Here is a 17,647-nt window from a genome sequence, read left to right as displayed (position 1 = left end):
GAGAACCAAACCTATGAAACAGAGAATATATCAAATAGACGCTTTTACGGACCATGTTTTCGGAGGCAATCCAGCTGCGGTATGCATTTTAGACAGTTGGCTTGATACTGAACTCATGCAAAAGATTGCTCAGGAAAACAACTTGGCCGAAACGGCTTTTGCGGTAAAAAATGCTGAAGGATATGAACTTCGTTGGTTCACTCCGGAGGTTGAAGTGGATCTATGTGGCCATGCGACTTTGGCAACCGCGTACGTACTCTTCAATTACTACGGTGTTTCGGAAAATATCATCAAATTTCATTCACCACGAAGCGGCCCACTCGAGGTTGAAAAGTCACCCAATGGTCTACTGACTTTGGATTTTCCCACTGATGAAACAGTGGCCATTCGGAACATCCCAGAAATTGATAATGCCATTGGTCTTACTCCCATAAAAACCATAAAAGGAAAAACGGACTATCTACTCATTTATAATTCTCAAGCAGAAATTGAGGCCATAACCCCAAACTTCCATTTGCTCGATCAATTGGATTGTAGAGGAGTCATTGTATCTGCCCCAGGAGAAAAGGTTGATTTTGTTTCTCGATTTTTTGCCCCTCAATGTGGCATTCCCGAAGATCCTGTGACGGGTTCTGCACATACAACCTTAGCACCATATTGGGCCGGTGCTTTGGGAAAAACCAAAATGACGGCCAAGCAACTTTCACAACGCGGTGGGGATTTGATTTGTGAGTTTTTGGGCGAGCGAGTAAAAATTTCGGGAAAGGGCGCACCTTATCTTGTGGGAGAAATAGAAATCTAGCGATGTTATTTTCGTGTAATAACCATTTGTGATAATTAGAAAAAATCGTGTCAAACCATAAGCGACGCCATGAAAAAACTTAGACTGGAATATTCATCCCTTTTACAAGGCAAATTTTCTCCGGGAAAACGCAATCTGTTGTTTGCCTTCCAAGTGAATTGCCCAGGATGTTTTTTCTATGGCTTTCCATCAATGAAGGAATTGTTCAAAAAGTATGCTGGACAAATCAATTTTTTGGGGCTGTCCACAGCTTTTGAAGATTTTCAATTCAACAACTTAGAAAACACAAAACAGTTATTGGACGAAAAAAAACTTGTTGGCGAAACAAAAAAAGCTTTTGACACGTATCCCGACGAACTCCAACTTTCTGATATTGATTTCCCCATTGCCATGGATGTTTTAGGTGATAAAACATTCATCACACAGGAAAATATCACCTACATTGGGAGTCATTTTGCAAATTATGATCAGGCCTCGGAAGTAGAACGCGAACAATTTGACCATAAAATCAAGGATTATTTGAACACTAATCCCATAATCCCTGTTACTTTTACATTGAATCAATTTAAGGGAACACCCACCTTTGTGCTTTTTGATAAAGATTATTCCATTCTTGAACATTGGTTTGGGCATAAACCCTATGAAGAAGTAAAAAATATTATTAAAAATTGGCTATAAATCTCCTTTCAAATGTTTCCATTAATACGAAATAGAAGACTCCGCTCATCAGAATCCATAAGACGATTGGTTCGTGAAACCATTGTCACACCAGATGATTTTTTAGTTCCACTTTTTGTGGTTGAGGGTAAGGATATCAAAGAAGAAATTCCATCCATGCCCAATTATTTCAGGATGAGTCTGGACAATCTCGAAAAAGAAACCAAAGAACTTTGGCAAATGGGCCTTTGTGCTGTATTGCTCTTTGTAAAAGTTCCCGACAACCTCAAAGATAACAAAGGAACCGAAGCATTGAACCCTGATGGATTGATGCAACGTGCCATTAAAACGGTTAAAAATGCCTGTCCAGAGATGTTGATCATGACCGATGTCGCGCTTGACCCCTATTCTTCTTATGGACACGACGGTATTGTTGCCGAAGGGCAAATTCTGAATGATGAAACTTCAGAGGTATTGGCCGAAATGAGTGTTTCCCATGCCCAAGCGGGAGCTGATTTTGTTACCCCTAGCGATATGATGGACGGTCGTATTTTGACCATTCGAGAAGCTCTGGAAGATGAGGGCTTCCAAAACACTGGAATAATGAGCTACTCTGCCAAATATGCCAGTGCTTTTTACGGCCCTTTCAGAGATGCGTTGGATTCCGCCCCAGTTGACATAGCCAATGTGCCTAAGGACAAAAAGACCTACCAGATGGATTTTGCCAATCGTTTTGAAGCAATTCGCGAAACTCAAATGGACATTGATGAAGGTGCTGATGTTGTAATGGTCAAACCTGGTCTGGCTTATTTGGATATTGTTCGGGAAATCAAAAACGAAGTCGACGTTCCTGTGGCCGTTTACCAAGTTTCTGGTGAATATGCCATGCTCAAAGCTGCCGCTGAAAAAGGATGGCTTGACCATGATAGTGTGATGTTGGAGCAACTAATCGCCATCAAAAGAGCTGGAGCCAATATTATAGCCAGTTACTTTGCCAAGGATTTTATTCGGATTTTAGGTTAACTTTATAACCTATATAATGAAAAAGCCAATCCAGATTCTATTTTGTTTTTGCACTTTCGTACAACTGAGCGTTGCTCAAACTAGTTTGCCATATGCAAGTCCATCTGAAATGGGAATGGATGAATCCTATATCAACCATCAGGTTGATTCCATAATGACTTTGGGAATTCAAGAAGAGGCTTTTCCAGGTGCACAGGTATTGGTTGCCAAAAACAACAAAATCATTTTTCATAAGACATATGGGTATCATACGTACGACAGTGTTCAGCCCGTTGGTTTGGATGATATCTATGATCTGGCCTCTGTAACAAAAATTACAGGTCCTTTACCTGCCCTTATGAAGTTGGTAGATGAAAAAAAGCTGGATTTGGATGCCCCTTTCATTACCTATTGGAAACCATGGGCCAAAAGAAAGAACAAAAAAGACCTTACTTTACGACAGATTTTGAGCCATCAAGCTGGTTTGGTTCCCTATATCATTTTTTTGGAAAAAGTGATGAAGAACAGGAAAATCAAAAAGAGGTTCATCAAGAAAAAGCCAAGCAAAAGATTCCAGAGACAGGTTTACGATGACCTTTATGTGAAAAACCGCTTTCGGCGAAAAATGTATCGCACTATCAACCGTTCAAAAGTATCCTCTGAAAAAAAATACAGATACTCCGGACTTACATTTCTCATTTTCCCCGAATTGATCTCTCAATTGACAGGAACCGATTACGAAACCTATCTAAAAGAAAACATTTACAACCCTATAGGATGTAAAACCATAGGGTTTAACCCATCAAAAAAGGATTTTCCCAATAAAATTGTTCCTGCAGAGCAAGATACTTTGTTCAGAAAAACATTGGTAAAAGGATGGGTGCACGACGAAAATGCCTCACTTTTAGGAGGGGTTTCTGGAAATGCCGGTTTGTTTGCTACTGCCGACGATATGGCCAAAATCATGCTCTTTTATCAAAACTATGGTAAGGTGGATGGCAAGCAGGTTATCTCAGCTGAAACGGTTAAAGAATTTACCACTATTCAATATCCTGAAAATGAAAATCGTAGAGGATTGGGTTTTGACAAACCGTTGATTGGGAATGATACGCTTACATTAAAAGATGCTTATCCAGCACCTTTGGCAAGTAAAACAAGCTTTGGGCATGCAGGTTTTACTGGTACTTTTGCATGGGCAGACCCAGAAAACCAATTGGTATTTATTTTTCTTTCCAACAGGGTATACCCATCAAGAGATCACCGAAAGCTCTATGAATTGAATATACGCACCGCATTACATCAGGTTTTTTATAATGCCTTTGTCAATTCGGCAGAGTAGAATTCATCCGTATTCATTACCTTAGTACAACTAGATAAAACGCATGGGCTTACTCCTTTTTTACGCATTTGTTTCCATTTTCTTTTCATTCCTCTGCTCTATTTTGGAAGCTGTCCTGTTGAGCATCACCCCTACCTTTATTAATGTTAAAAAACAGGAAGGTAAGGAATATGCAACTTTGCTCGAGGGATTAAAAAAAGATGTGGATAAGCCCTTAATCGCCATTCTCACCTTAAATACCATTGCACACACTGTAGGTGCAATTTTGGTCGGCGTACAGGCAAAGGTTGCTTATGTAGATCTCTATGGAACCACAACCCGAAGCATATTTGGGATTGAGTTCACCGAAGATTTAATGGTGGGCGTGGTTTCTACCATAATGACCATTCTAATTTTGGTTGCTTCTGAAATCATTCCGAAAACCATTGGGGCCACGTATTGGAAACAGTTAGCCAACTTTACGGCCAAAGCCCTAAAGCTAATGGTGTTTATGCTTAAATGGACCGGATTGCTTTGGGTATTGCAATTATTTACCAAACTCATTGGCAAAAAGGGGCATCATGGAAGTGTTTTGAGTAGGGAAGATTTTACTGCCATGACGGAAATCGCTCATGAAGAAGGTGTTTTTCAGGAATCGGAATCCAAGGTCATTAAAAATCTTTTGAAATTTGATGAAATCCTGGCCAAGGATGTCATGACACCCAGAACAGTGATGAAAACAGCATCAGAAGACACTACCATACAAGAATTCTTTGAGGCTAACAGACCACTTCGATTCTCAAGAATCCCACTTTATAAAGATCGAATGGACAATATAACAGGTTTTTTCCTGAAGGATGAGTTGTTGGAGTCCATCATCAACAAAAAAGGAAAGGAAACCTTAAATAGCATTAAAAGGGAAATTTTGGTCACCAATAGGAACAAACCCATTCCAGAGCTTTTTGAAAAATTTGTGGCGGAACGGGAACATGTTTCCCTGGTTGTGGATGAATATGGTTCGGTAAGTGGGCTGGTCACCATGGAAGATGTTATTGAAACCCTGCTCGGATTGGAGATTATGGACGAAAGCGACAACGTAGAAGACCTTCAAATGCTTGCCAGAAAGAATTGGGAGAACAGGGCTAAGCGTATTGGAATTATTGAAGTTAAAAATGACATAAAATAGTGGAAATAGCTTATTTACAAACACCTATAGGTTTAACCGAATTTGAAGGTGATGAAAATGGGCTGGCAGCAGTACGAGTTTTAGATACAAAAAAACCTATTGGTATAATTCCAGAGGTTTTGGAAGATGCCGTTTATCAGTTTCGTGAATATTTTGAGGGAAACCGTAAGAATTTTGATCTAAAACTGAATCCATTGGGAACTGATTTTCAAAAAAATGTGTGGAAATTACTACAAGAAATTCCCTTTGGCAAAACAATTTCATATCTTGAACTTTCCAAAAAATTGGGAGACCCCAAAGCCATTCGTGCAGTAGCCTCGGCCAATGGCAAAAACCCCCTTTGGATAATTGTTCCCTGTCACAGGGTAATTGGAAGTAATGGAGACCTTGTTGGCTATGCCGGAGGACTTCATCGCAAAAAATGGCTTTTAGAACACGAGAGTCCTGCAAAACAGATGGCTCTCTTTTAATATTTGACCATGCTTTATAAACTTAACCTAGAACATATCCTCTTTTTGGATATTGAAACTGTACCCCAAAAACAAAATTTTTCGGATTTAGATGAAAGCACCCAAGTACTTTGGGAACAAAAATCCCAATACCAGCGCAAAGATGAAATTACTGCAGAAGATTTTTACGAACGTGCCGGTATTTGGGCTGAATTTGGAAAAATCCTCTGCATTTCAGTAGGCTATTTTACCTTTAAAGGGGATGTAAGAAGTTTTAGGGTCACTTCTTTTTCAGGTGATGAAAAACAACTGTTGAAACAGTTCAAGCAATTGCTCAAAGAGCATTTCAGCCAGGCAAAACATTTACTGTGCGCCCATAACGGAAAGGAATTTGATTTTCCCTATATCGCGCGAAGAATGGTGATAAATGGCATGAATCTTCCCTATAAATTGGACCTTTTCGGGAAAAAACCCTGGGAGGTCCCCCATTTGGATACCATGGAATTATGGAAATTTGGCGATTACAAACACTATACTTCCTTAAAACTATTGGCCCATATTTTGGGAATTCCCTCTCCAAAAGAAGATATGGATGGCAGCATGGTAAAAGATGTTTTTTATGAAGAAAATGGCCTTGATCGAATCATTTCATATTGTGAACTGGACGTGGTAACCACCGCACAGGTTTTCTTACGCTTGCGAAATGAGGATTTACTTTTGGAAAAAGAAATAATAAAAATATAATGGACAAAACCACTCTATTGGAAATCACTCCTGTACTTCCCTCTCAAGATATCAACAGAGATGTGGAATGGCATTCAAAACATACAGGCTTTGAGTTACGTTCAAAAGATAAAATGTACGCTTGCCTCAAAAGAGACAATTTGTTTATTCACCTTCAGTGGCATGCCGACACGAAGGACGATCCGTTGTTGGGAGGTTCGGTCATAAAAATCTTTGTGAAAAACATTGAGCCTATTTTCCATGAATTTATACAACGAGGTACAGTAACCAAAGACAAACTTAGGTTGAATACCCCATGGCATACGCATGAATTTGGGTTTTATGATCTTAACAACAATGCCATTTTTATTGTAGAAGATGCTTAGGCAACAACCATAAAAATTTAGCCGAAAAACTTCGGGCCCTCAACTTTGTTGAGACAACGCCTTCTGATCTATGGTTTTTTATAAAGATCATCTCTAATTTTTATAAAATTTAGTGCTCTTTATTCCTGCGTAGTCCTGCACTACCAGTACATATAATCCTGCAGACAAACTTGAAACATTGATGGAGGCCGTAGCCTCTCCTCTTCTAATGGTATTTCCAGATGTGGTTATTATTGAATATGCTGCATCTGTTGAAAGTTTTGCATCCAAGGTGAGCCACTCCGTTGCTGGGTTAGGGTATACTGAAATCTGTAATTCCTCATTCACCGAAAAGGTTTCATATGTAAAAAATTCGGTTTCCGTTCCCTTAAATACAAACTGAATTTCCTCGGAAAAATCAGACGCAACATTCTCCGTACAAATAGCTCTTATCCTTGCCTGATAGGTAGCTCCAATAGTCAAGTTGGTCATCTCAAATTTATTTTCCCAGATCAACTCATTTTTCCACTCAGATTCATTAACTCCTTTGTATTGAATTTCAAAAAGTGTGTCAGCTGCATCTGACCAAAAAACCGCAGCCATAGTTTCATCAGCAGAAAGCAATTCAAATCCAGAAGGTGCTTCAGCAGTACAGCCAGTAACCTTCACTCCAGAAACCAGCAGTGAAAAATCTTGAAGTCCATTTTTCAACCCTCCTTTATGCGTAACTGTTATCGTATAGGTCCCCTTGGCGTTGGCAATTTCAATGCGTTCATACGGATCCACGGAATTATCTCCTTTTGTTGCTACCGAAGCTGCTTTGGCTGGATTCAATTTCCACGGAAGAAACGTTTCCCCATCTTTGGTAATCCTGATATCCAAATCGTTGATCAATGCCGGGGTGGTACTGTTCAATTCTCCTCTGTTGATATACTCTCCCTCTGGGTCGGTCCAAGAAATGGACGCCATTAAACTTCCCAATCCATTTGCATCAACGGTAACGGAGAATGTATCGCCCCCCGTAAGAATTTCCTCTTGCACCATAGTGCTATACCCTTTGTTTTGTAACAGTTCAGCAGCAGTTTTGGCATTCATCACGCCCCATCCCATTTTATAATCGGGTCCTTTTGCATCAACATCATCAGCAGTATGTAAAGCCAGTCCTTTTAAGGTTGCAGCTTTCATATAGCTTCCATAAAGGTCATTGTGATATTGCTGCAACAACAACAGAGATCCCGTAACACCAGGGGCAGCCATAGAGGTGCCTGCAGAAGAATCATAGCTTGTATTAGTTTGGGAACTCGTGGAAAATATTGAGGAGCCATCTCCCGCCAAATCAGGCTTAACTCGTCCGTCATCAACCGGACCCAAACTGCTGTAACTTGCAACTTGTGCTTCCTGCAATTCTCCTTTATCTCCAATTTTGGTATTGGCTCCCGCAATGGTAAGCCCATTTTTTGATAGCGAAAACCCCAACAACAAGTCAAAACCATCCGCAGTTTTCCCAAAGTTGGGTGTATCATTATCAAAGGATCTCTGGGCATTACCAGCTGCGGTCACCATTAAATAATAAGGGGCATTGTACATTATCTTATCCCAATCTTGGGATACACGTATGTAGGAACCAAAATACCAATCTGGTACGCGATCCGATTTTATTCCATAAGAATGATTGCTCAGCAAAAGTCCATTGGCCGCAGCTTCGGCGACCTCAATTTTGTCACGAGTCCAATTATGGGTAAGTGCTTCAGCTCCGTAAGCAACTCCCTTAGCATTGGACTTTACTCCGGACGAGATAAGATTTCCAGTAACCAAAGTGGCATGTTGTCCAACTTCAGCAGTATTATCACCATTTTTCGCCCTGGAATCAAACTCTTGATGTGTGGTCAAGGCAACTCCGGCATCCCAAATACCAACTTGCATTCCTTTTCCATCCAATCCTAAACCCAAAAGACCATTGGCATATAAAGTATGCGCTCTTGAAGTTTGTCTAGTTGGATCGTTCAGCGTAGTATAAAAAAGAGGAGTTCCATCAGTTCCAACGTCTTGCAATTCCACAATGGTTCCATCTTTTTGTTTTTCAGAATGCTTCCAATTTTTAGAAACAAGCATATTCTTAATCTTGGCCTCTTTGGATTGATGCTCCAATTTAAGCTCAGCAATTAGAGAAGTTATCGTACTATGATCGTATGTAGATTGTATAGATCTCTTCTGAACATCGGTCTGTGCGAAAGCCGAAGACATACTTAAAAAAGAAAATAGCAAGGATGAAAAAATTCCTGTTGCCCAAGTAGGTATTCTGCAATCCATGATTTGAGGTTAAGTAAGATTTGGACTACAAAAATATCAACGAATCAAAATTTGTCGATAAAAAACCCTTTTATTTCGATGAATTACATCACTTTCGACGACCAGCTGTTGTGAAACTGTATTTTTATGTGGTGTAGTATTTTTCCTTCTTTTTAATTTATATGTTTTCCTTTAAAATAACATAGACCGGGAAGTGGTCACTGTACCCTCCCAGGTACTTTTTACCAACAAAAGTCCTAAATGGATTGCCCTTGTACCTTCCTTTCCATTCCTTCAAAAATTGAGGCGAAAACACTTCTGCTTTTCTGAAGCTGTGAGTTCCATTTTCATAATTAAGGAAACTATGCGAAACCAAAATCTGATCAAACAAACTCCACTCCCCTCTATAATTGGCACTTCCCGAATTGGGCGACAACAGTTTTTGCATGGGGTTTATAAACACTCCCGTTTCCATCAGTTTTTGAATACTTGCTGAATTGGGGTCATCATTAAAATCCCCCATAACAATACAATTCAGGTTTTCACCTTCAATAGTATTTAATTTTTCAATGATAGTTTCTGCGGCTTTGATTCTTTTATATTGGGTTTCATCGGCTCCTTGCCTTCGGGACGGCCAGTGGTTTACAAAAACATGGATCTCTTCTTGGTGCAATTGTCCATGTACATAAAGAATATCCCTAGTATAGTCTCTATCCCCGTTATCGTTATCAATCAGCAACGGAATGGTTTCTGAGTTTAAAACTTTAAAATGTTGTTGGTGATAAATAAGGGCTGTATCAATTCCTCGCTCATCGGGTGAATTAAAATGAATATAGTCATAATCTTCTTCTCTTAATGCCTTTGCTCCCAACAAAGCATCAATCACATTTCTGTTCTCCACTTCGGCAATTCCAATAAGAATAGGTAAAGTGTCACTTTCCTCCAACCCTATTTGCGAGATGGCCTTGGCCATTTTCTTTACTTTCTTTCCAAATTTACGTTCGTTCCATGCCTTTCTCCCTTCTGGAGTAAAATCATCGTCCAAAGTGTGCGGGTCATTCTTGGTGTCAAAAAAATTCTCAAGATTATAGAAAGCTATGGTGTATTGGTTTTCCAGATGCTTCAAATTAAAAAGATTTATGGTTATCCTAATAAATATAAAAACCCAAAGTACAAAAACAGCTTCGTAAACATTGTTTAGATTTGCACTTTAATAGATTCAATGCTAGAAAAGAAGGCTACAGATTATGAAAAGGCGGTTCTTATTGGGGTAATCAATAAGGATCAGAATGAGACCAAGGTCGCAGAATATTTGGACGAATTGGAGTTTTTGACTTTTACCGCTGGTGGAGAGGTCATCCATAGGTTTACACAACGAATGGATATTCCAAATCCTAAAACCTTAATTGGCAGTGGGAAAATGGAAGAAGTGGAGCAATACGTGAAGCAAAATGATATTGGCTCAGTAATTTTTGATGATGAACTTTCTCCCGCACAACAGCGAAATATTGAAAAACAACTTCGCTGTAAAATTATAGATCGTACTAGCCTGATTCTTGATATTTTTGCCCAAAGGGCTCAAACTAGTTATGCAAGAACCCAGGTAGAGTTGGCTCAATACGAATACTTGTTGCCAAGATTGACTGGATTATGGACGCACTTGGAGCGACAAAAAGGGGGTATTGGAATGCGGGGTCCCGGTGAAACCGAGATCGAAACGGATAGGCGGATTGTACGGGACAGAATTTCTCTTTTGAAAAAGAAGCTCACCAAAATTGACCGACAAATGGAAACCCAACGAGGTAATCGTGGGGCTTTGGTTAGAGTTGCTTTGGTAGGATATACCAATGTTGGCAAGTCTACCTTAATGAATGTCGTTAGCAAGAGTGATGTCTTTGCCGAAAACAAACTCTTCGCCACATTGGATACCACAGTGCGGAAAGTGGTAATAGGTAATCTTCCTTTTTTGTTGAGCGACACGGTAGGTTTTATCCGAAAACTACCCACCCAACTGGTAGAAAGTTTTAAAAGTACTTTGGACGAAGTTCGTGAAGCGGACCTGCTGCTACATGTTGTCGATATCTCACATCCCAATTTTGAGGAACACATTGCCTCAGTGAACAAAATCTTGGATGAAATTAAAAGTGCGGATAAAAAGACCATCATGGTCTTTAACAAAATAGATCAATACAAAGCCGAGATTATTGAAGAGGATGATTTGGTAACGGAACGAACCCAAGCACATTTTACTTTAGCAGATTGGAAGAAGACCTGGTTCAATAAAATAGGTGACCGTGCACTTTTTATTTCGGCCTTGAATAAAGAAAACCTGGACGACTTTAGAAAACGAGTCTACGATGAGGTACGAGATATTCATGTAACCCGCTTTCCGTATAACAACTTTTTGTATCCTGAGCACCTTGATCAGTATTGAGGACGTTTCAGATGATGTGTTTTAGTTTACCGACGAAATACAATCGTTAACATTTTCCACCACATATTTTTAATAGTTCACAACAAAAGTTTAAGCAGTAACAACAGAAAAACTACTTTCATACTGTTTTTAAGTGTTAGTGTTACAACCGAGTCTTCTATAAGCTTAACCTACTTAATCTTGGTTTGAACAACACCTACAAATCGTATTAACCCCACAAAAAAGCCCTCCAATTTGGAGGGCTTTTTTGGTTTGTATAAGCTTGTTTAGAATGAATAGCTCAACCCAAGCGTCCAATAGGTCTGCAGCTCATTATCAATAGTATCAAAAGTTGCATTGGGGTTAGGAGTTGGAGCATTGTTCACAATATAATTGAGGGTTTCTTGCTTGTTATTTCGTAGCCCAAAATCGAACCCAACACCTATAACCTTCCACAAGGTGTAGGCAAAAGAATTTGTCCAAGTCCAATTGCTCAAATCGCCACTCTCATAGCTTTGGAACATGGAAAGATTGGTTTTAAAGCTTACTGCTCCTATTTGTTTGGTATAATCAGCAACAATTTTTGCTCCCAACGACGAATTAAAAATGGTGTCCTCATCGCTAAATACAAAATTGTAATTAAGCGGGTGAATCACCACAACCAAATCGGCAATAGGCGTCCAAGTACCCCCAACACCTATATCTAAATATCCAGGGTCATTAAAGTTGCTCAAGATTGTAGTACGGTATTCCCCAAGTGTGGAAATGGCAAATTTGTCACTTAATTTATATCCATAAAGTGATGAAATGTTGAATACATCGGTAGACTCTCTAAAGCTGTCATCATCATTGGGGTCATCCTTGTCATCTAACTTCACCCAATTTAAGTTGACGTTCATGGCATTCCTCCAAAAGAATTTTTCTTCTTGTTGATTAGCAAATGCATTGACCGTGAAACCAATTGTTCCGGAATTGTTATTGGGAATCCCCTGTGAAAACCAATTATTAAAACCTGAAAGGCTTCCACCAATGGTTCCAAAGGCACCCACCTTCCATCCAGGAAGGGCATCCAGTTGCGATTGAAGAGCATTTACACGTCCTTGAATAGCCGCAATAGAGTCTTTTTTAGGGGCAATTTGTGCCTTCAGTTCTTCTTCTGTCTGCGCATTTACCGTAACGAATAAAAAGAATGCTGCACCAGCATAAAGTAGTTTTTTCATAGTATGGAGTTTTGTGTTTAGAAACACAAAACTACGAAATGTCACATTCAATTTAATGCTTGTTACTTCCTCTTAAATAATGGCACTGCAGAACATGCCTCTCCGTACATTATACTTTTGGCCACTTTTTGAATTTTGGTCATGGCCATGATATAGGCATTTTCAGGAACAGGTTTATTGGAGCACCCTTTAATGATCACTGGTTTATCTTTTAACCCAGAAACATCTAAATCATCAAGAATCGTTTGGAATAGCGAAGCCTCTAAATCCTCTAAATTGCCAACCACTACTTTATTGGCATATCCATTCAGTTTGGATGCTACCAACATAAAGGCCCACCCAGGGACAATGGCATCCGTAGAACAGGTTACAGCAACATAAGTATCTTGGTAATTGGACCAATCATTCTCTTCCAGAGCATATCTAAATTCCTTCTCCCTCAAAATAATCCCTTCATGGAGCCAATCCTTTATGTCCAATACTTCTCTCTTACCTTCAGGATAAAGTTCCTCAAGATCAAAGGTGATCAACTTACTTTGTGCTACTCTGTTTATGATGTCAGACATATTTTGAATTCAGTTATCAGAAATCAGTTTTTAAGTTTTGTTTTCCAAATGTTTTATCAAGCCATAAATCGTTTTAGAAATTTCATCGCATATTCCATAAACTTTTTCAAATTCCACCTTGTCTAGGTAATTTATGTCCAAAGCTAAGTACAGCTGAGATTTCACTTCATAACATGAAGCTTGAGCAACATTTAGAAAATAAATAAACTCCTTTTTTGTTTTCCTACCATAACCTTCCGCAATATTGGAAGAGATTGAAATAGAAGCTCTTCTCATCTGATCTCTTAAGGCAAAGTCTTTTGAAAAAAGAGCTCTTTCAGTTAATACGTAAACCTCTTTGTTTAATTCTCTGGATTTTTTCCAAGAGATAATCTGTTCAAACCCCTTCTCCATTTTTTCTGATTTCTGATATCCGGAGTCCGATATCTTATTCTAATTTTATAACATTCCCAATTCAAGCTTTGCTTCTTCGCTCATCAATTCTTGTGTCCAAGGCGGGTCAAAGGTGATTTCAACTTCTACATCCTTTAATTCATCCAGGGATTTAACTTTTTCTTCTACCTCAACCGGTAAAGTTTCCGCCACTGGGCAATTTGGCGATGTCAGCGTCATTAGAATCTTGACATCGTTGTCCTCATTCACAAAAACATCATATATCAACCCCAATTCATAGATGTCCACGGGAATTTCTGGGTCGTAGATAGTCTTGAGTACCTTTACAATTTTTTCTCCCAGTTCTTGTGTATCTATGGTGATTTCTTCGCTCATTTTTTTAGTTTAATTGTGTTTGATAGGCAACAGCATACAGTTTCAGCTGTTTTATCATACTTACCAGGCCATTGGCACGGGTGGGCGATAAATGTTCTTTTAATCCAATTTCATCTATAAAATCAGTATTGGCATCTATAATATCTTGCGGTTTTTGATTGCTAAAAGCACGAATCAAAATCGCAATGATGCCCTTGGTTATTATGGCATCACTATCAGCAGTGAAAACCAACTTATCATTATCCAATTCAGCATGGACCCAAACCTTGCTTTGACATCCTTTTATAATGTTGTCTTCCGTTTTGTACGGTTCATCTATTAGGGGAAGTGACTTTCCAAGTTCAATCATATACTCGTATCGCTGCATCCAGTCATCAAACATGGAAAACTCGTCTACAATTTCTTCCTGTATTTCTGCTATGATCATTTATGCGTTTTGTTCAAAAATACGACTCGGACATTTGCTAATCAAACCTTTAAGAGAAAGATAACTTCTTATTAAAGCAGCATGTTTCGCGCTCTTTTTACCCCCTCAACCAAGACATCCACTTCTTTTTTGGTATTGTAAAAGCTAAAACTGGCCCTTACCGTGCCTGGAATTTGATAAAAATCCATAATGGGTTGCGCACAATGGTGACCTGTACGAACCGCTATTCCCAATTTATCCAGTATACTGCCAATATCATAAGGATGGGTTCCTTCTATGTTGAAAGAAATTACCGAAGTTTTATTTTTAGCCGTTCCGTATATTTTTAATCCTTCAACAGTCAACAATTGCCTTGTTGCATAGCTCATCAATTCATCCTCGTATTCAGCTATGTTCTCAAATCCAAGAGAATTCATATAATCCAAAGCTGCTCCAAAAGCTATTCCTCCACAAATATTGGGCGTACCTGCCTCAAATTTATGAGGCAAGTCGGCATAAGTGGTTTTTTCAAAAGTGACCTCAGCTATCATTTCACCACCACCTTGATAGGGTGGCAGCTTTTTAAGCAATTCTTCTTTTCCATACAATATTCCCACTCCTGTTGGACCACACATTTTATGCGCAGAAACTGTATAGAAATCCACATCCAAGGCTTGCAAATCGGGTTTTATGTGGGCTGCTGCCTGCGCTCCATCAATTAACACTGCGGCACCTACGTTATGTGCTGCATCAATAATTTCTTCAATAGGGTTGATCGTTCCCAAAGCATTGGAAACATGATTACAAAATACCAATTTGGTCTTTTCTGAAAGAAGCTTATGATATTCTTCCATGATCAACTCTCCATTTTGGTTCATGGGGATAACCTTCAGAATTCCTCCTGTTCTTTCGCACAACATTTGCCAAGGCACAATATTGGAATGGTGCTCCATTGCCGAAACCAAAATCTCATCTCCTTCCTTAATAAAAGAAGAAAATCCATTGGCCACTAAATTGATACTATGGGTGGTTCCTGAGGTCAGGATAACCTCATAAGGTTTTGCTATATTAAAATGCTTTTGGATTTTTCCTCGTGCCGCTTCGTAAGCATCCGTAGCTTCTTGCGAAAGTGTATGTACCCCTCTATGAATATTGGCGTTGTATCTATGATAGTATTCAACAATAACATCAATTACCTGTTGTGGTGTTTGCGAAGTGGCGGCATTGTCCAAATACACCAAAGGTTTTCCATTCACCTTTCTATTTAAAACGGGGAAGTCTTTTCTAATGGACGCTATATCGAGAGAGGTCTTTATCATGATAGTTCTTCTACAAAACGATGGATAGGACTATAGTTCAAACCCTACACGAACACCCAATTTATTTGCAATAATCTTATTGATTCTTGTTTTGAGTTCAGGTATACGAACACTTTCTAAAACATTATTGGCAAAAGCATACATTAATAATGCTGTTGCTTCCTTTTTGGGAATACCTCTTGATTGCAGGTAAAAAAGCGCATCTTCATCCAACTGCCCTATGGTACAACCATGGGAACATTTTACATCATCGGCAAAAATCTCCAATTGGGGTTTGGTGTTGATGGTAGCCTTATCACTGATCAATATGTTATTGTTTTGCTGAAAGGCGTTGGTCTTCTGCGCTATCTCATCAACAATAATCTTACCGTTGAAAACTCCAGTGGATTTCTCCCCAAAAATTCCTTTGTAATCCTGATGACTCTCACAATTGGGTTGAGCATGATGAACCAGAGTGTGATGATCTACATGCTGTTTTTCTCCCAAAATGGTCACACCCTTGAGTATAGAGTCAATGCGTTCTCCGTTTTGATAAAAGTTAAGGTTGTTCCGAGTCAGTTTTCCTCCAAAGGAGAATGTATGCACCCTAACTACGCTGCTATTTTTTTGCGAAATATAAGTATTGTCTACCAATGAAGCATTGTCCCTATCGTTTTGCACTTTGTAATAATCAACGATAGCATCTTTGGAAGCAAAAATTTCAGTGACCGAATTGGTGAACACTTCATTGCCTGTCAAGCTTTGATGGCGTTCTATAATCTGTACTTCTGCATTTTCCTCAACTATAATCAAATTTCGTGGTTGAAGCATTAAAGCTGCCTCATTGCCTGTAGCGAAATGTAATATCTGTATTGGCTTTCTAGGAGCTTTGTTCTTAGGTATATAGATATAGGCTCCTTCTTTGCTAAAAGCAGTGTTCAAAGTGGTCAACGACTCATCTTTTGATGCCACTTTATTAAAATAAAGCTCAATGATCTGCTTGTACATTGGTTTGCTGAACGCCGCACTCATTAAACAGACATCTACTCCATCATGAGTTGTTTCAGAAAGGTAGGAGCTATAAACCCCATCAACAAAAACAATCTTATAAGTATCAATTTCGTGAAGGAAATATTTTTTGATTTCCTTGTATTCCAGGGTGTTTTCTTGTTTTGGAAAAACGCTGAAATCTACTTTCTGAATATTATTCAATGAGGTATATTTCCAAGCTTCTTCCTTTTTGGAAGGAAAACCCTTTTCTTCAAAATTCTTGATAGCTTCCGAGCGTACTTCATGCACTGGATTGTCTAAATCCACATTATTCTCAAAAGCTATAAATGAAGAAAGTAATTTATCTTTTAAATCCATCTTTTTTGTGTTCAGTTACAAGAGCTCAGTTATCAGTTTTCTACAACCTGATCTCTGATTATACCGCTGTCTCCTGCTTTAACCAGTCGTATCCCTTTTCTTCAAGTTCTAAAGCCAACTCTTTGGTTCCTGATTTTACAATCTTTCCGTCATGCAATACGTGCACAAAATCTGGAACGATATACTCCAACAATCTTTGATAGTGCGTTATTACAATAATGGCATTGTCCTTACCTCTTAACTTGTTCACACCATTGGCCACAATACGAAGTGCATCAATATCCAACCCTGAATCGGTTTCGTCCAAGATAGCCAACTCGGGTTCCAACATGGCCATTTGAAAAATCTCATTTCGTTTTTTTTCCCCTCCGGAGAATCCTTCGTTCAATGAACGGGATAAAAATTTCCGGTCAATTTCCAACAACTCTGATTTCTCTCGAATCAATTTGAGCATTTGATTGGCCGGCATATCCTCTAAGCCCCTTGCCTTTCTTGATTCATTGATAGCGGTTTTCATAAAATTGGTCACCGTGACACCTGGAATTTCTACAGGGTATTGGAACGAAAGAAATATTCCTTTATGAGATCGCTCTTCCGGAGCCAACTCTTCCAAATCTTCACCCTTCAAAGCAATGCTTCCTTTCTTTACCTCAAATTCTTCTTTCCCGGCAATAACAGAGGCAAGTGTACTTTTTCCAGATCCGTTTGGTCCCATAATGGCATGTACTTCCCCAGCATTGACCTGAAGGTTGATTCCCTTCAATATTTTCTTATCCTCTACGCTAGCGTGTAAATTTTTAATTTCTAACATTGTCTT

Annotated in this window: 19 protein-coding genes; 9 read left to right on the top strand and 10 right to left on the bottom strand. The window is 39.1% G+C overall.

Annotation, left to right across the window (positions count from 1 at the left end):
• The first annotated feature begins 13 nt into the window (after window positions 1-13).
• From CRO15_RS04020 to CRO15_RS03985, 8 genes are all read left to right on the top strand, one after another.
• Window positions 14-802, top strand: a complete 789-nt coding sequence (locus CRO15_RS04020; protein WP_097044475.1) for a PhzF family phenazine biosynthesis protein — start codon at window positions 14-16, stop codon at window positions 800-802.
• 69 nt (window positions 803-871) lie between these two features.
• Window positions 872-1,480: a holo-ACP synthase gene (locus tag CRO15_RS04015; protein WP_097044474.1), complete on the top strand. Its 609-nt coding sequence runs from the start codon at window positions 872-874 to the stop codon at window positions 1,478-1,480.
• Window positions 1,481-1,492: 12 nt separating this feature from the next.
• Window positions 1,493-2,482 (top strand): porphobilinogen synthase, encoded by a 990-nt coding sequence (gene hemB / locus CRO15_RS04010; RefSeq protein WP_097044473.1) that lies wholly within the window; start codon window positions 1,493-1,495, stop codon window positions 2,480-2,482.
• Window positions 2,483-2,498: 16 nt separating this feature from the next.
• Window positions 2,499-3,800, top strand: a complete 1,302-nt coding sequence (locus tag CRO15_RS04005; RefSeq protein WP_097044472.1) for a serine hydrolase domain-containing protein — start codon at window positions 2,499-2,501, stop codon at window positions 3,798-3,800.
• Between the two features lie 43 nt (window positions 3,801-3,843).
• The gene (locus CRO15_RS04000; protein WP_097044471.1) at window positions 3,844-4,965 is read left to right on the top strand and encodes a CNNM domain-containing protein; all 1,122 of its coding nucleotides are present in this window, start codon (window positions 3,844-3,846) and stop codon (window positions 4,963-4,965) included.
• Window positions 4,965-5,435 (top strand): methylated-DNA--[protein]-cysteine S-methyltransferase, encoded by a 471-nt coding sequence (locus tag CRO15_RS03995; RefSeq protein ID WP_097044470.1) that lies wholly within the window; start codon window positions 4,965-4,967, stop codon window positions 5,433-5,435. The genes CRO15_RS04000 and CRO15_RS03995 overlap by 1 nt, the downstream gene beginning before the upstream one ends.
• 9 nt (window positions 5,436-5,444) lie before the next feature.
• Window positions 5,445-6,158 carry a 3'-5' exonuclease gene (locus tag CRO15_RS03990; RefSeq protein WP_097044469.1) on the top strand — a complete coding sequence of 238 codons (714 nt, stop codon included), beginning with the start codon at window positions 5,445-5,447 and terminating at the stop codon, window positions 6,156-6,158.
• Window positions 6,158-6,523, top strand: a complete 366-nt coding sequence (locus tag CRO15_RS03985; RefSeq protein WP_097044468.1) for a VOC family protein — start codon at window positions 6,158-6,160, stop codon at window positions 6,521-6,523. Before CRO15_RS03990 ends, CRO15_RS03985 begins: the two co-directional genes overlap by 1 nt.
• A gap of 93 nt (window positions 6,524-6,616) precedes the next feature.
• On the opposite strand, the gene CRO15_RS03980 is transcribed toward CRO15_RS03985, so the two are convergent.
• Window positions 6,617-8,812, bottom strand: a complete 2,196-nt coding sequence (locus CRO15_RS03980) for a S8 family serine peptidase (protein WP_097044467.1) — start codon at window positions 8,810-8,812, stop codon at window positions 6,617-6,619.
• Between the two features lie 157 nt (window positions 8,813-8,969).
• Entirely contained in the window at window positions 8,970-9,917 is a 948-nt protein-coding gene (locus CRO15_RS03975) for an endonuclease/exonuclease/phosphatase family protein (RefSeq protein ID WP_313788454.1), read from the bottom strand.
• A 96-nt stretch (window positions 9,918-10,013) separates the two neighbouring features.
• On the opposite strand from CRO15_RS03975, the gene hflX reads away from it, so the two are divergent.
• Window positions 10,014-11,225 (top strand): GTPase HflX, encoded by a 1,212-nt coding sequence (gene hflX, locus CRO15_RS03970; protein ID WP_097044466.1) that lies wholly within the window; start codon window positions 10,014-10,016, stop codon window positions 11,223-11,225.
• 266 nt (window positions 11,226-11,491) lie between these two features.
• On the opposite strand, the gene CRO15_RS03965 is transcribed toward hflX, so the two are convergent.
• The 8 genes from CRO15_RS03965 to sufC form a co-directional block, all read right to left on the bottom strand.
• Window positions 11,492-12,424 (bottom strand): DUF3078 domain-containing protein, encoded by a 933-nt coding sequence (locus CRO15_RS03965; protein ID WP_097044465.1) that lies wholly within the window; start codon window positions 12,422-12,424, stop codon window positions 11,492-11,494.
• A gap of 62 nt (window positions 12,425-12,486) precedes the next feature.
• A complete protein-coding gene (locus tag CRO15_RS03960) occupies window positions 12,487-12,990 on the bottom strand; it encodes a DUF2480 family protein (protein WP_097044464.1) in 504 nt (167 codons plus the stop codon).
• 30 nt (window positions 12,991-13,020) lie between these two features.
• The gene (locus CRO15_RS03955; protein WP_097044463.1) at window positions 13,021-13,383 is read right to left on the bottom strand and encodes a four helix bundle protein; all 363 of its coding nucleotides are present in this window, start codon (window positions 13,381-13,383) and stop codon (window positions 13,021-13,023) included.
• A 45-nt stretch (window positions 13,384-13,428) separates the two neighbouring features.
• Complete coding sequence (locus tag CRO15_RS03950; RefSeq protein ID WP_097044462.1) at window positions 13,429-13,758, bottom strand: SUF system Fe-S cluster assembly protein; 330 nt, start codon at window positions 13,756-13,758, stop codon at window positions 13,429-13,431.
• Between the two features lie 4 nt (window positions 13,759-13,762).
• Entirely contained in the window at window positions 13,763-14,185 is a 423-nt protein-coding gene (locus CRO15_RS03945) for a SufE family protein (RefSeq protein WP_097044461.1), read from the bottom strand.
• Between the two features lie 71 nt (window positions 14,186-14,256).
• A complete protein-coding gene (locus CRO15_RS03940) occupies window positions 14,257-15,483 on the bottom strand; it encodes an aminotransferase class V-fold PLP-dependent enzyme (RefSeq protein ID WP_097044460.1) in 1,227 nt (408 codons plus the stop codon).
• A gap of 30 nt (window positions 15,484-15,513) precedes the next feature.
• Window positions 15,514-16,830, bottom strand: a complete 1,317-nt coding sequence (gene sufD / locus CRO15_RS03935) for a Fe-S cluster assembly protein SufD (protein ID WP_097044459.1) — start codon at window positions 16,828-16,830, stop codon at window positions 15,514-15,516.
• A gap of 58 nt (window positions 16,831-16,888) precedes the next feature.
• Window positions 16,889-17,641 (bottom strand): Fe-S cluster assembly ATPase SufC, encoded by a 753-nt coding sequence (sufC, locus tag CRO15_RS03930; protein ID WP_097044458.1) that lies wholly within the window; start codon window positions 17,639-17,641, stop codon window positions 16,889-16,891.
• Between the last annotated feature and the right edge of the window lie 6 nt (window positions 17,642-17,647).

The sequence above is a fragment of the Flagellimonas pacifica genome (assembly GCF_900215465.1).
In the GTDB taxonomy this organism is placed as follows: Bacteria; Bacteroidota; Bacteroidia; order Flavobacteriales; family Flavobacteriaceae; genus Flagellimonas; species Flagellimonas pacifica.
The sequence above is the reverse complement of the archived record's forward strand: the minus strand, read 5'-3'. Positions and strand labels throughout refer to the sequence as shown.